The sequence below is a fragment of the Pseudoalteromonas sp. '520P1 No. 423' genome, assembly GCF_001269985.1.
Taxonomy (GTDB): domain Bacteria; phylum Pseudomonadota; class Gammaproteobacteria; order Enterobacterales; family Alteromonadaceae; genus Pseudoalteromonas.
Genome location: NZ_BBZB01000001.1, coordinates 3,903,941 through 3,917,925 on the forward strand (window position 1 = coordinate 3,903,941; position 13,985 = coordinate 3,917,925).

Sequence of the window (13,985 nt, forward strand, 5' to 3'; positions counted from 1 at the left end):
AAAAGGAGATAAAAACCAACTCAAACTAGGATTTTTTTCCCTATCAATGATATCTTTACACTTTAAATTAAACTCTGAATTACAAAGGTTACAATTCACTTGTCCCAGCTCATTTCCAAAGCACAATTAAAGCAAGCTAAGCGTATTTTATATATGACACATTTAGCTATCGGGGACTTTGTATATCAAGGCGCTTTTTTAAAAGCATTTAAAGAACAAAATCCACATGTTGAATTAGATATTTGGATTGATGATAATAGGGCTAAACCAAAAGCTTGGCACGCAGATAGAAATAAAACTTTATGCCAATGGCTAAATTCTGAAAGTTACATCAATCAAATTTACCCTATCGTTAAAACACAAAATGAACGAATTGAGTTTATAAAAAAAGCACAGATACAAAATTATGACGTGATATTTTTTATAGCAACGACACGCTCAGAAAGTTACGCCCAAATTGCCAGAGAAATATCTAAAGAAGCGTTCATAACCGGCATAAAAAGCGCACCATTAAAAAGCCCATTTAAAAGTTGGTGGTACTTTAAAGCCCTTAATAATTTTTATTTTGAAAATTCAGAACAGCAAACAAATCATAATCATATTACAGACCTTTACCAAACACGTTTTCAAAAACTGATTGGCTTAGACGTTGCTGAAAATAAAAGAGCATTAAAGATAATTCCGGAAAAGAAATATTTACTTTCAGCGCAATATACGCTTAGTAAACTTAAAAGTGAATATAATTTAGTTGATACACAAACTGTTTTTATAAATCACTTATCAACTACCCATAAGCGTGACTATCAATGGGCTCAAGTAAAAGAGTTACTCACTAAATTATCTACCTTAAATAATAAATTAAGTTTTATAATCAATAGCCCACCTTCACAACTTGAAAATATTGACAAGCTAATAAATGATGATGCACAACTAAGTAAACTGCCAATTAAAACATTTAGTGCAACAGGTCATTTTTATGAATTACCAGCTATGATCAAATGCTGTGATTATGTCATTTCAGTTGAAACAGCCATCATGCATTTAGCAGCAAGTGTTGGTACACCTCAAATAGCATTAATACGAGAATCCGCTCGCCACTGGCGTCCTTTAGGTAAAGGTACTGTTTTATTTGGTAAGGGCAGAGTTGATATGATTAGTCCAAATCAAATTATTGATTCATTTGAAGACTTGGCCCAGAAAGAAATTTTAACTGAGCCAAGTATATAAAGTAAAATACTACCAAAAATAAGAAACAGATAAGTAACTATACTTTTCATCATAGACATCTTTACCGTAAGTAAACTGAGTTTCTACTCTTTTACCTTGCCAATCACGGCTATTTAAAACTTGAATTTCCATGCCTTTAACATACTTGTCAACATCTTCACTTTCATTATTAATCACAACCAATTTTGTTTGCCACAATGATTGTGTATCAGAAAAATAATCAATACTTAGTGCGTGAACTTGTGCTGGGACACCATCACCATCATCTCTTTGATCAGCAGCAAAGTGACCATATACATTGCCATTATTTGTATTACCAAATTTATACAAATGATTGGTATACCACTTAGTTTTCCAATCATTAAATTCATAGCGTAAAGCTATATTATTTGTCAATTTTGGTAAATGCACACCTACAGAATACACTTGATTACCAAAACTATAATTACTGCCACCTTGGGTATCTTCACCACCATATTCAAAATAAAGCTCAGCAGGCATGCCCCAGTTAAAAGCAAATAAACTTGTGACAGAGGCTAATTGGTCGCCAAGTTCATCATCTTTACCTAAGTCTTCACTATTATTATCATTGCTAGCGGGATCAAAGTAAGCCTTCATCACATCACTAAAACTAACTTCTCTGGGCCCGCCACCAAATTGCATCAAACGGTTAAAACCTAATTTCCAACCATCCATTGGCTCTATACTGATATGCGTACCAGCTAGCCTTGGGCGACCATCATGCCATTCATCTTGATAAAGAATGCCATCTTCCACTTTTTCTAATTGTGAGTAATACAATTCGAAATCAAAATTCCACCAATTTTTTAAAGGCTCAGCAAAACTTAACGATACTGAAGGTGATGTTTCCGCATTGGTTGAAATTAATTGCGATGACATTTTAAAAGGTGAAAACCAATGTTCTTTATAACCCATATCTAACTGTAAATTATCACCGGCAATACTAAAAAATGTATTGTAGTTAACTATTTCACTACTATTTATTCGATAATCTAAACCGACTTGTAATAAAGTTGAGTCACTTGGGCGCCAAATGCCTTCAAAAAAACCTTGCCCCCACTCATCAGAAGTTAAACCTCTTTGATTGGCTACAGACATGTCTTTGTCATTACTTAGCGTAAACTTTATACCTGTACGGCTTATATCATCACTACCACGGTATCGCTTTAATTTAATGCGTACTGAGTCATACAATCGATTATCTATTCTTTTTAACTGCCTTAAAGCAATATCAATTTCACGTAATGCATAAGGTTTACTCATAGGTGAGCCCGTCGTTAAAGCAAACAAACGGTCAATTTGTTGCTCTAATTGCGCATCCATTGCAATCGGCAAATATGCTGTTGGTTTTGCTTGAGTACCAAAAGTACACAAAGCAAAAACTAAAGAAGATAAGGTTTTTAATTTCATAGTATTGATTAATTTTTAGTAAAGAAAATCGGCGCGTAAATAGTAACAGATCTTAAAAAGGCTTAATACAAAGCAGCTGTGTAAAAATGTAAGTAAAAGTGGTTTTGATATATACAAGTTCGCGCTAAAATAGCTTTTCTCTATAAGCCTTTTATTTAAGATTTCATTTATGGCACGTTTTTTTTATTCTATTATCTTATATTTATTAAGCCCGCTTATTATACTTCACTTATGGCTCAGAGGTAAAAAATCACCGGATTATCGTAAGCGTTGGCACGAAAGGTTTGGTTTTGTTAAATCACACAGTATAAAAAAACATGCAATTGTATTTCATTGTGCTTCTGTTGGTGAGGTTGTTGCTGCCACACCTTTAATAAAAAAACTACAATTAACGCACCCGACTAACCCAATTGTGATTACCTGCAATACACCAACAGGCACGGAGCAAATTAAACGCAGTTTTTTAGATACTGTCGAACATGTGTATTTACCATTAGATTTTCCTGGCGCGGTTAACCGTTTCATAAAAGCCCTGCAACCAAAAATAATTTGCATATTAGAGACTGAACTTTGGCCTAATTTAATTACGATTAGTAAAAAAAATAATATCCCCGTACTTTTGCTTAATGCTCGCTTATCTGAAAAATCTCTAGCGGGTTATAAAAAAGTAGCACCATTGAGTAAATCAATTATGCAAGGCATTACACGATTAGCTGCCCATGATGAAGCTGATGCATCTCGTTTCATTAAGTTAGGATTAGATAGAGATAAAGTGATTACCACAGGTTCAATCAAATTTGATATTACAATAAACAAAAATACATTAGATCAAGTATCAAACATCAAACAAAAACTAATCGATAAACAACCTATTTGGATTGCAGGTTCAACTCATCCAGGAGAGGATGAACTATTGCTAAACACACATCAGAATTTATTAAAGTCCCACCCAGATGCATTATTAATTTTAGTACCCAGACATCCTGAACAATTTGATAAAGTAGCTACTTTAATTACAGATGCCAAATTAACATTTGAACGTAAATCATCATTATCAAATCAAAGTCGTGCTCAAGTATTACTTGGGGATACGATGGGTGAACTGAGTATTTTATATGGTGCAGCGCAATGCGCCTTCATTGGGGGGAGTTTAATAGAGCGCGGCGGACACAACCCTCTTGAGGCTTCAGCATATGGCATCCCTGTTATAACCGGACCACATATATTTAATTTTTTACATGTTTATCCAGAGCTAATTGAAGCAAAAGGGTGTTTAAAGGTTAATTCTAGTGAGCAAATACTCTCTAAACTACTGCAAATATTCAATGATGAATCTTATCGCAACAATATAGGGCAGCAAGGTGCATTATTCGTTGACAAAAACCAAGGCGCGATCAAAAAAACCATTAATATTATCGTAAAAAATTTGAACTAATTACTGAGAAAAGATATGCCACAAAGTAGTAACGCTACGACAGAAATGAAATCTTGGGTTGCCAATGTCATTGTTAAATACAACTTTTGTCCATTTGCACGTAAAGAAGTAGAAAACAACAGTATTCATTATCATGTATGCGATACTTTAAATATTGAAGATGCTGTATTAGAAATGATAGAGCAATGTATTCACCTTAACCAAAATCCAAATATTGAAACTACGTTATTAATACTAGAAAAAGGATTTAAAGATTTTGACGCGTTTTTAGATTTGGTTGATTTAGCCAATGCCATGTTAGTCGCACAAGGTTTTGAAGGCCAATATCAGCTTGCCAACTTTCATCCTGACTATGTATTTGCGGATTCGGATGAATCTGATGCGGCTAACTACACCAATAGAGCCCCCTTTCCCACTCTACATATAATCAGAGAAGCAAGCATGGCACAAGCATTAGAAAGCTATGATGACCCAGACTCGATACCTGAAAATAATATTCAACTAGCCCGTAGAAAAGGTATTGATTTTTGGCAACAACTATTAGAAAACTGTCATAAAAATAGATAGCTAAAATAGCTCTACTCAAATTTTAGTAGAGCTATTTCTGATTCTAATTAATATTATTCAGAATCAAGGATCATTGCACGGTATTTATTTTGCAGAGCTGCAATTTTATCACGACCATTATCTGTACTATAGGGCTTAAATAAAAACAGTACTTTTAAAACACCAGTATAAATATCAGATAAAACCAGCTTACCTTCAGGTCTTTGTGTTTCTACATATGGCGTCCAAAAACTAACTGTTAATTTAACCATATGTGCTAAATCAATAATATCTTCATCATCTATATCAATGATATTAAAATGTTTTAATCCAGTAATAACACTTTGTGCTTGCAGCAATAACTTATCTTGTAAAGCAAGATAATTTACTTTTAATGTTTCATCACGAGATAAAATATCAGCTAAATTATCGTAAAAGAAATGATACTGCCACATCAATTCAAAAATTGAATCTAGGTAATTAACCATTTGTGAAACAACATCTTCATTTTCATTCACAATTGGAAAATTAGTTTCTAAATGTTCGCGATATAATGCAAAAATATGCTGTAATATATCTTCTTTATTTTTAAAGTGATAATACAAATTACCTGGGCTGATCCCCAATTCTGCAGCAATATGATTTGTACTAATTGCACGTTCACCATGTTCATTAAACAAAGCGATACTTGTTTGTATTATTTTATTTTTAGTACTCATTCAGCTTTCCAGACATCCATTTATAACAAAAGTATATAACAAAACAGGTGCTCCTTTAAAGGCTGATATTCATGATAATTACTGATAAACTATCAAACAATTAACAATGTACTCAGCTTAAAGAGTTTACAAGATATTTTCATAAGGTTATTTAAAGCGACATGAAAGTTAAAGCTATCTACCCAGGCACCTTTGATCCAATTACCAATGGGCATACGGATTTGGTTGAACGCGCTGCAAAAATGTTTGATAAAGTCATTGTTGCTATCGCCTTTAATCCAAATAAAAAACCTTTTTTTGAATTGGATCATCGCGTGCAACTAACAAAAGATATTTTATCTCATTTAGATAATGTTGAAGTTATTGGTTTTTCAGGTCTATTAGCTGACCTAGCTGTAGAGCAAGATGCAAATATTTTAGTTCGCGGGTTACGTGCAGTATCTGACTTTGAATATGAATTTCAGCTAGCAAATATGAATCGCAGATTAAACCCAGATCTTGAAAGTGTATTTTTAACACCCTCTGAAGAAAACTCATTTATTTCATCAACACTTGTAAAAGAAGTTGCCATTCATAAAGGAGATGTTTCTCAATTTGTTCATCCTCTTGTTGCACAAGCTTTACAGGAAAAGTTACAAGGATGAAATTTACAAAGCTAAGCCTAATAATATTAGGCACTTTAGGTTTAAATCAGGCTGTTAAAGCAGAACCTTGGATTGGCACTGATGATGTATATCTTAGAAATGCGATTGAGTTATTGGTAAGCCAGGGCTTAATTAATCGACCAGTGAATACCTACCCTTTAATGTGGCAAGGTATCGCTCAAGATATCAATAAATTAAATATCGCTGAAGTCCCTAACAATGCTTTATTTGCTTATACCCATATTCAATATGCTTTAAAATTTGCAAAAAAACAGGCGCTTTCTGGTATAAAAATAAAAATGAATAGCGAGCCAAATACATTACAAAGCTTTGGCGAACGTTACCAAGAAGAGTCAGCTATTCAAGGCTATAGCATTTTAATGGGTGATAATGTTACCGCAAAAGTAAGCGTGCAATATGCTACTGATGCCAATAACAATAAAAAGTTAAGTTACGATGATAGCTACTTAGCTATATTACTGGGTAACTGGAGTATCAGTGCTGAACAAGTAACTCATTGGTGGGGCCCAGCCAATGATAACGCCCTATTATTATCAAATAACGCAACGCCTATGCCTGGGATCAGAGTCTCACGATTAAATACTGATTATTATGGACCAAGTTGGTTATCATTCATTGGTCCTTGGAATATAACTACTTTAATCTCACAACAAAAACAGCCTAAAACTTTAGATAAGCCCAAAACTGAAAACCATTTTTACGGTATGCGATTTAGTTCAATGCCTTTAAAAGGGTTAGAAGTAGCATTGAGTCAAACCGCACAGTTTAATGGCTCAGATATGGATGATTTATCTAATATCTTATTAGGCCATAATAAAATTGATGAACATACAGGTATAAATGAATACAACCAATTAACTTCAATTGACTTCAAATATAGCCGTGCAGCACTAGGCCAAAGCTTTGCTTTTTATGGCGAATTAGCCGGTAATAAAAAAAGTAGTCTGCTACCTGAAGATAAAATGTTTACAGCTGGTCTTGAAGCATATTTAGGTTTAAATAATAAAGTTATTAAAACTTACTTAGAATACTCAGATACAGTTTCTACTTGTACACAAAAAGACGAAATTAATAATGACTCGTCATTACATTGTAGTTATGAACATTTAAATTTCGATACTGGATACCAACATTACAATCAAAATATTGGTGCCAGCATTGGTATGCAAGCTAAGAGTTATACCTTAGGTATTAACGCCCATAAAACAAGTGGTACAGCGGCTTTTGCTAAGTTACGTCATATAAAACAAACATCTCAACCAACCAATGCAAAACAAGAAGAGTCTACTCGTATACAACTAGATTTAGGATATCAACAAGGTTTGTTTAATGGATTATTAAAAGTATCAGGCTCTGTATTTAAGTTAGATGAAGAAGTTGCAGATAATCAAGATACTAAAACATCCTTTCAGGCAAGTTGGGAATATCGTTTTTAAAATAATCCTCAGCACACCTTCATGAAGAGCACTATCTGGAATTATTAAGTGGGTTAATTGTTAATTAGTCCACTCACATATTGTGTATTTAAAACAATATAAGTACTCATTGTGGTCTAAGGCAAAGCTGTTTTTATGCTCCGCCTAAAAACAACTCTTCAGCATCGTCTTTTATATCTTGATAGTCATCTTCATCAAGATTCAATGCGTCCAATACTTCATCTTAATATAGGGCCAATCAGGTGAAGCAATAAAACGTTTATTTACATGTACTAGGTTTTTTGCCGTTTTTAATGCCGAAAAAGTTAACTGATCAGCACCTTCATCAATTTGTTTTAAATAATCATGATAATCACGATTCGATTCCGCTAATACATTAATATAATCATCATAATTCATCGCCATAGCTGGGATCCCAGCATCATGAAATAAACCTATCATATGTAAGTTTTCAGTTGGTACCTTACTTTTTATTTTTGTCCCTATCAGGGTTGCAGCTGTAGCGATATCTGAAGCCGAGCCCCAAAAGCGCTCTAATGAGATACAACACTTATCTTGCTTAAAAGCTTGCTTGATTAAACACTAGTAACCAAAGTTGTGATGCTATCGAGACCTAAAAACATCACAGCTGGCTTTATATCTGTCACCGTTCTAGCCAAACCATATAATGGTGAATTAATCACTTTCAGCACAGCTGCTGAAGTAGCTATATCATCAGATATTATTTCAGCCACTTGATTAAGCTCTGGAGACTCTAATGCTAATTCATCTTGAAGTTGTTGTAATATTTCTGGTTTAGGCGGTAAATTAAATCCATGAGACAAATCAGAAAGTACCTGAGCATCAATATCTATCATGTAAAATAATCCTTTTTTAAATTTTTCAATAATCTTCAATCACTAAAGTGATATCATGATTCAAAACACGCTGTATATTATTAATTCTTATGAATCAAACTTGTGCTGAATGCCAAGCCTCTTTAAGCTGCCAATCAGATTTAAGCGCCTCTTCATGCTGGTGCATGGAACTGCCAAATATCGTATCTCTTGAAACAAATCAAATTAATACGCAGTGCTTATGTAAAGAGTGCCTCGCTAAGAAAATAAATAAACAAATACACACTCTTTACCATACTAAAAATTTAGACCTATTAATTGAAATAGCCAAACCATATAGAAAAAAAACAAATTTAATTGAACATATTGATTACACTATAGAAAATGGCCTTTATGTATTTAGTGCTTGGCATCATTTAAAGCGAGGGAAGTGTTGTGCTAATGGATGCAGACATTGTCCTTATGACAAACAAGGCAAGATCACGCATAAATAATTTAACAAGTATAATGAGGGGTGGTTAACTCCTCACGCTGACATCAATTCTATTAGTTACTTATCTTTGTTGCAGTACTATTACTCTGAGTCTTTTTTTTCTACTGACTGCTTTTGCACACACAACTTTCGTTCAATCTATTAATTAGGACTATAAATCATCTATGAAGAAATTTATACAGGCCTTATAGATAGTAGCTTTCAAGAGGAATTTCCTAGGTATAAGAACAACCCCTTCCTGAGATTCAGGTTTTTTATCTTGCTCTTTATTTATGAGCCATTAATAACTAATTTATTGTCTGCTTATCCACTTCATCTAATTTAATCATATAGGCATTTCGTCCTATCCCTTTAAACTCTTCATCGGTAAAAATTACAGTATTATTATCAGAAAATGTGACAGCTTCTTTTTGTGTCACTATACCTAAATTAATTTTGTAAGCATCTCCCGAGAAAAAATCATCCCCTGTCCAGTTTTCGAATAACCAAAGCCGCTCAGAATCTAATAATACTAGCTTACTCCGATCTGGGCTCAAAGCTGCTGAGGTGATCCAACATAACTTTTCATGTGTGGTACAAGTATTAAAATTACTGATATAGCGCGCCTGATAATTATCAGCGTGATCGCCAATTTTATATAAATTAGTATCACCATCAAAAGGTTCTGTTCTATTTTTAGAAAATAAATACAGCTGTTTTTTATAAAAAACAAACGCTTCTAAATCAAAGTTTTTTTCAGATTCCTTTGGTGGGTAATTAACTTGTTCTGGATAGGTGAATTTTATAATTTCAGCTTCAGTTGTATTTCCTTTGATATCTATCGGATTTTCTATCTTATAAATAGTTAGCCATTGACGCATATTTTCATTATTGCCAAAATCACCAATAAAAAAATGGCCAAAATCATCTTGAGTCATATCTTCCCAATCTAAATTTTTAGCATTGGTGATAGTAATGGTTTTTTTTATAGAACCATCTTTTTGTATTTGGTGTAATTTCGCCCCATTTCCGCCATCATTTATCGCCCAAAAGTTCTCAGCTTTATCCATTTCAATACCTGAAATTTCTTTTAACTCAGGAGCCAAGGTCACAACTTTTTTACTGTAAAGCTGATAAGTTAAACCGCCTATTAATAAAAACATTAAAATTGAGGCTAAAATAGTTATGCTGATAACTGTTTTTTTTATCATTTAATATCTAACCCTTTACCCAATTCTATTGGTAATTCTGAGCTTGCGCCCCACTCGCTCCAAGAACCATCATAAACAGCTAAGTTTTCATAACCTACAATGTGTGCACCCAGTGCTAAAATGCATGCAGTAACCCCAGAACCACAACTAAAAATAAGTGCATCTACATTCGCCGCCAATCTTTTATGAAACACAGTTTGCAAAGCATCTTTATCAAGCATAAAGCCATTTTTTACAATATCCGAATAAGGCAAACTTCTTGCGTTTGGAATATGACCAGCTCTCATTCCCGCTCTTGGCTCTTCTCCGTCACCTAAAAAGCGCTTTTTTCCTCTTGCATCCAAAACAAGGGAAGATTGGTTATCTAGCTGGGTCAGTACAGCATTTTGATCTACAAAAGTATCAGGATTATAACAAGCTATAAAATCACCTGAATTTTTAACTTTCTGATAAGACTCAGTGATAGGATAACCTTTTGTTAGCCAATCAGGTAAACCGCCATCTAATACAGCAACATTAACCAAACCCATAGCTCTAAACATCCACCATGCTCTCGCACTGCTATATATGCCTTTTTCATCGTAAACAATAATGCAGCTATCATTATTTATGCCAAACTCACGCATCAAACTCTGAAATTTGTCTTCGCTTGGCATCGTATTCGAAATAGGCGAATCTAAATCACATACCTCTTTACTAAAGTCAAAACGTCGTGCACCTTGTATTATTGTTTCTGCTTTATATGCTGCTTTAGATCCAGCTTCCGCCATACTGGCATCAAAAATAATAAGTTGTTTATGATTAATATTGTCATTTAACCAATCAGTTGTAACTAAAGGACCTGATAGCTGCATACTAAAACCTTTTTTATATTTATCTTAACCTTAGTATACAAAAAAAGCCCTTAGGTATAATCCTAAGAGCCTTTAATAGTTATATTTTTTGCCACAAAGTGGCCTTAAATAAAACTACTCAGCAGCTTTATTTAACTATTAAGCCATATTCTTTATCCAATAACTCAATTACTTCAGCACGCGGATCTTCAGGGATCACAATTTCTTTACCTATGATCTTAGATGCGATACCAGTATAAGTATCTGATACATTCATCATAACATCTACAGGTAATTTATAACCTTCAGCTAACTTAAAGCGCTCAACCATACGATCTTTATTTAATAAAACATCGCTATCTGGTACGTTTTTAATGAGTAATTGACGGAAACCTTCTTTTGAATTTTCAACAACTTTACCATCACGGAAAGCTGGACCATCCCATATGCGAGATGAGTCAGGCGTACCTACCTCATCAATATAAATAAGCTTTTCAGTACCATCGATTTCAGATACATAGCCAAACTCAAACTTAGTATCTACAAATACTTGATCTAGTTTAGCGAGTTCATCAGAGATTAACTTAAAGCCTTCAGTTAATAACTTCTCATATTGAGAGACATCATCTAATGATTTGAAATTAAATACATCTAAGTTATTTTCAATGTTTTTACGTGTGATATTAACATCATCAACTTCAGGAATTTCATCAACGCCTATGATAATGCCTTTTGTTGAAGGTGTGATTAACACTTTATCTAATTTCTGATTTGACTCTAAACCTTCAGCTAGCTCATTACCACAAAAATCTCTTACGCCTTTAGCGTAATCACGCCACATGCTACCAGTAATATATTGACGCGCAATTGCTTCAACCATTACAGGTTTAGCTTTACGTACAATCCAAATATATGGATGTGGAATATCAACAATATGATTACCCGCAAGGCCAGCTTTATCAAACATATTAAACCAATGCGCGGCAACGCTATTGAGCGCAATACCTTTACCTGGCACACCATTTAATCCATCTTCACCTTGCCAAATACAATCAAAAGCAGAAATACGATCAGAAATGATCATAATTGCTAAAGGCGTATCTGTAGGAATACCGTAAGATTTCTCTTCGATTAAACGAGCACTATCTTCTGGTGTTAACCAGTATACAGAACGAACTTTACCACTGTGAACATCACCTTGTGTACGAATAGGTAAATCATCATTAACGTCTAAAACTTTATAAGTGCTCATTGTTTCTCCGAAAGGATAACCATCAATTTTAAGCGGCGTATTTTAAGCCAGTATCAATAAAATCACAATCTCTGAGAGCATAACAATGAAGATATTTCACAAATTGTTTACTGAATTTTTTTCACTTAAATATTATATTAATAGTAATTCACAATAAGGCTAACTGATATCTAAAAACTTCATGTTTATAGGCTCAGGGTATAATTACAATATAATGTAAGTTTTGTTAGAATAGCTGCCAAATTTATATGGAGCCTAATTTATGCCAGCTTATGTAGTAGGACACAAAGTACCAGATTCAGATTCAATTGTTGGAGCAATCGCTCTTGCATATTTAAAAAACGCAATTGGTGAAGAAGTAATTCCTTCACGTTTAGGTGAGCTTTCACCTGAAACACAATTCATTTTAGATAAATTTGGTTTTGAAGCACCAGAACTAAAAATGAGCTACGCCGGTGAAAGCCTTTATATTGTAGATCACTCTGATATTGCATTAGCACCAGATGATGTTGCAGAAGCGACGCTTCTTGGCATAGTTGATCACCATAAATTAGGTGACTTAACATCAGATACGCCTCTTGAGTGTTGGATCCGTCCTGTTGGTTGTAGTAACACAGTTATCAAAATGATGTATGATTTCCATAACGTTGAAATTCCTAAAGATATTGCTGGCATGATGATGTGTGCAATCTTAAGTGATACAGTTATTTTTAAATCGCCAACTTGCACTACAGCTGATATCCGTTGTGTTGAAGTACTCGCTGAAATTGCAGGTATTACTGATTACAAAGAATTAGGCATGGAAATGTTTAAAGTAAAATCAGCAGTATTAAATACACCTATGCGTGATTTAGTAATGCGTGATTTTAAAAACTTTAATATGAATGGCACAAAAGTAGGCATTGGCCAATTAGAAGTTATCGACCTTGCTATTTTTGATGAAATGAAACCTGACTTAGAAGCTGATATTGCAAAATTAAAGCAAGAAGAAGGTCAACACACTGTGCTTTTATTATTAACTGACATAATGAAAGAAGGCTCTGAGCTTTTAGTTGTAAGTGATGACTTATCTCAAATCGAATCAGCTTTTGCAGCAACAACTGACAACAGAGTATGGTTAGATGGTGTATTAAGCCGCAAAAAACAAGTAGTTCCACCACTTGAAAAAGTATTCGCTTAATTTTTTACTATCAAGCTAAGCTATAAAAAAGATGTGCATTGCACATCTTTTTTTTGGTTCAAACTTTAATTATCGTAATGGATATTAAGCACCTGGAGCCATAATTGATGTTGCACCAGTTTTAGCTAATTCAGCTAAATCTTTATCAATCCAGAACAATGCTTTACCGTCTTCACCAACAAGTTTAATTTTATCTATAATGCCATTAAATAACTTTTCTTCTTCATGTTGTTCTGCAACATACCATTGTAAAAAGTTAAAAGTAGAATAATCATGAGCAGTAAATGCAACATGCGTTAATTCATTAATACGCTGAGTAATTAAACACTCATGTTCATAAGTTGCCAGGAAAATATCACCCAAAGAGTTAAACTCATGTGGTGGCGCTTCAATTGTGCCTAAGATCGGCATAGCACCCGTTTCACTTACGTAAGTGAATAAGCGATTCATATGTTCCATTTCTTCTAATGCATGTTTACGTAAAAATTCAGCAGCACCTTCAAAGCCTTTATCTTCACACCAAGCACTCATTTGCAGATATAAATTTGAAGAGTAAAACTCTAAATTTATTTGTTCGTTCAATTTTTCAACCATAGCTGGTGCTAACATAAAAATACTCCTAAAAAATTTAAGTCGCTATTGTTCTGTAATTAAAGATAAAAATCAACTTTGATATATGTTTATCCGTTTATACGTCTATATATAACTTTTCTGTACCTTTTATAACAAAAAAAAGTATCTT

Annotated in this window: 13 protein-coding genes and 1 pseudogene; 7 read left to right on the forward strand and 7 right to left on the reverse strand. The window is 33.8% G+C overall.

Going from position 1 to position 13,985, the window contains the following annotated elements:
• Positions 1-99: 99 nt before the first annotated feature.
• Positions 100-1,227: a glycosyltransferase family 9 protein gene (locus tag PSA_RS17785; RefSeq protein ID WP_042151736.1), complete on the forward strand. Its 1,128-nt coding sequence runs from the start codon at positions 100-102 to the stop codon at positions 1,225-1,227.
• Positions 1,228-1,236: 9 nt separating this feature from the next.
• On the opposite strand, the gene PSA_RS17790 is transcribed toward PSA_RS17785, so the two are convergent.
• Complete coding sequence (locus PSA_RS17790; RefSeq protein WP_052380228.1) at positions 1,237-2,658, reverse strand: capsule assembly Wzi family protein; 1,422 nt, start codon at positions 2,656-2,658, stop codon at positions 1,237-1,239.
• Between the two features lie 169 nt (positions 2,659-2,827).
• On the opposite strand from PSA_RS17790, the gene waaA reads away from it, so the two are divergent.
• A complete protein-coding gene (gene waaA, locus PSA_RS17795) occupies positions 2,828-4,093 on the forward strand; it encodes a lipid IV(A) 3-deoxy-D-manno-octulosonic acid transferase (protein WP_042151728.1) in 1,266 nt (421 codons plus the stop codon).
• Positions 4,094-4,108: 15 nt separating this feature from the next.
• Positions 4,109-4,660 (forward strand): DUF1415 domain-containing protein, encoded by a 552-nt coding sequence (locus PSA_RS17800; protein WP_042151724.1) that lies wholly within the window; start codon positions 4,109-4,111, stop codon positions 4,658-4,660.
• Between the two features lie 53 nt (positions 4,661-4,713).
• On the opposite strand, the gene PSA_RS17805 is transcribed toward PSA_RS17800, so the two are convergent.
• Positions 4,714-5,358, reverse strand: a complete 645-nt coding sequence (locus PSA_RS17805; protein WP_042151720.1) for a TetR/AcrR family transcriptional regulator — start codon at positions 5,356-5,358, stop codon at positions 4,714-4,716.
• A gap of 161 nt (positions 5,359-5,519) precedes the next feature.
• Here PSA_RS17805 and coaD point away from each other — a divergent pair, with 161 nt between their 5' ends.
• Positions 5,520-6,002 (forward strand): pantetheine-phosphate adenylyltransferase, encoded by a 483-nt coding sequence (gene coaD / locus PSA_RS17810; protein ID WP_042151717.1) that lies wholly within the window; start codon positions 5,520-5,522, stop codon positions 6,000-6,002.
• The gene (locus PSA_RS17815) at positions 5,999-7,459 is read left to right on the forward strand and encodes a capsule assembly Wzi family protein (RefSeq protein ID WP_042151715.1); all 1,461 of its coding nucleotides are present in this window, start codon (positions 5,999-6,001) and stop codon (positions 7,457-7,459) included. The genes coaD and PSA_RS17815 overlap by 4 nt, the downstream gene beginning before the upstream one ends.
• A gap of 133 nt (positions 7,460-7,592) precedes the next feature.
• On the opposite strand, the pseudogene PSA_RS17820 reads toward PSA_RS17815, so the two are convergent.
• Positions 7,593-8,316, reverse strand: a pseudogene (locus PSA_RS17820) (HDOD domain-containing protein).
• Positions 8,317-8,405: 89 nt separating this feature from the next.
• Here PSA_RS17820 and PSA_RS17825 point away from each other — a divergent pair.
• Positions 8,406-8,789 (forward strand): DUF5522 domain-containing protein, encoded by a 384-nt coding sequence (locus PSA_RS17825; protein ID WP_197276831.1) that lies wholly within the window; start codon positions 8,406-8,408, stop codon positions 8,787-8,789.
• 286 nt (positions 8,790-9,075) lie between these two features.
• On the opposite strand, the gene PSA_RS17830 is transcribed toward PSA_RS17825, so the two are convergent.
• From PSA_RS17830 to PSA_RS17840, 3 genes are all read right to left on the reverse strand, one after another.
• Positions 9,076-9,978 carry a hypothetical protein gene (locus PSA_RS17830; protein WP_042147163.1) on the reverse strand — a complete coding sequence of 301 codons (903 nt, stop codon included), beginning with the start codon at positions 9,976-9,978 and terminating at the stop codon, positions 9,076-9,078.
• Positions 9,975-10,832 carry a sulfurtransferase gene (locus PSA_RS17835; protein WP_042147161.1) on the reverse strand — a complete coding sequence of 286 codons (858 nt, stop codon included), beginning with the start codon at positions 10,830-10,832 and terminating at the stop codon, positions 9,975-9,977. Before PSA_RS17835 ends, PSA_RS17830 begins: the two co-directional genes overlap by 4 nt.
• A 127-nt stretch (positions 10,833-10,959) precedes the next feature.
• Positions 10,960-12,063: a phosphoribosylaminoimidazolesuccinocarboxamide synthase gene (locus PSA_RS17840; RefSeq protein ID WP_042147159.1), complete on the reverse strand. Its 1,104-nt coding sequence runs from the start codon at positions 12,061-12,063 to the stop codon at positions 10,960-10,962.
• A 262-nt stretch (positions 12,064-12,325) separates the two neighbouring features.
• Here PSA_RS17840 and PSA_RS17845 point away from each other — a divergent pair, with 262 nt between their 5' ends.
• A complete protein-coding gene (locus tag PSA_RS17845; RefSeq protein WP_042147157.1) occupies positions 12,326-13,243 on the forward strand; it encodes a manganese-dependent inorganic pyrophosphatase in 918 nt (305 codons plus the stop codon).
• A gap of 84 nt (positions 13,244-13,327) precedes the next feature.
• Here the strand turns inward: PSA_RS17845 and ftnA are convergent, their stop codons facing one another.
• Positions 13,328-13,852, reverse strand: a complete 525-nt coding sequence (gene ftnA / locus PSA_RS17850) for a non-heme ferritin (RefSeq protein WP_042147155.1) — start codon at positions 13,850-13,852, stop codon at positions 13,328-13,330.
• Positions 13,853-13,985: the final 133 nt, after the last annotated feature.

Coding starts and splice junctions, on each gene's coding strand:
- PSA_RS17825 (WP_197276831.1), top strand. CDS start 8,406: ATGAATCAAACTTGTGCTGAATGCCAAGCCTCTTTAAGCTGCCAATCA.
- waaA (WP_042151728.1), top strand. CDS start 2,828: ATGGCACGTTTTTTTTATTCTATTATCTTATATTTATTAAGCCCGCTT.
- PSA_RS17800 (WP_042151724.1), top strand. CDS start 4,109: ATGCCACAAAGTAGTAACGCTACGACAGAAATGAAATCTTGGGTTGCC.
- ftnA (WP_042147155.1), bottom strand. CDS start 13,852: ATGTTAGCACCAGCTATGGTTGAAAAATTGAACGAACAAATAAATTTA.
- PSA_RS17845 (WP_042147157.1), top strand. CDS start 12,326: ATGCCAGCTTATGTAGTAGGACACAAAGTACCAGATTCAGATTCAATT.
- PSA_RS17835 (WP_042147161.1), bottom strand. CDS start 10,832: ATGCAGCTATCAGGTCCTTTAGTTACAACTGATTGGTTAAATGACAAT.
- PSA_RS17840 (WP_042147159.1), bottom strand. CDS start 12,063: ATGAGCACTTATAAAGTTTTAGACGTTAATGATGATTTACCTATTCGT.
- coaD (WP_042151717.1), top strand. CDS start 5,520: ATGAAAGTTAAAGCTATCTACCCAGGCACCTTTGATCCAATTACCAAT.
- PSA_RS17790 (WP_052380228.1), bottom strand. CDS start 2,658: ATGAAATTAAAAACCTTATCTTCTTTAGTTTTTGCTTTGTGTACTTTT.
- PSA_RS17805 (WP_042151720.1), bottom strand. CDS start 5,358: ATGAGTACTAAAAATAAAATAATACAAACAAGTATCGCTTTGTTTAAT.
- PSA_RS17830 (WP_042147163.1), bottom strand. CDS start 9,978: ATGATAAAAAAAACAGTTATCAGCATAACTATTTTAGCCTCAATTTTA.
- PSA_RS17815 (WP_042151715.1), top strand. CDS start 5,999: ATGAAATTTACAAAGCTAAGCCTAATAATATTAGGCACTTTAGGTTTA.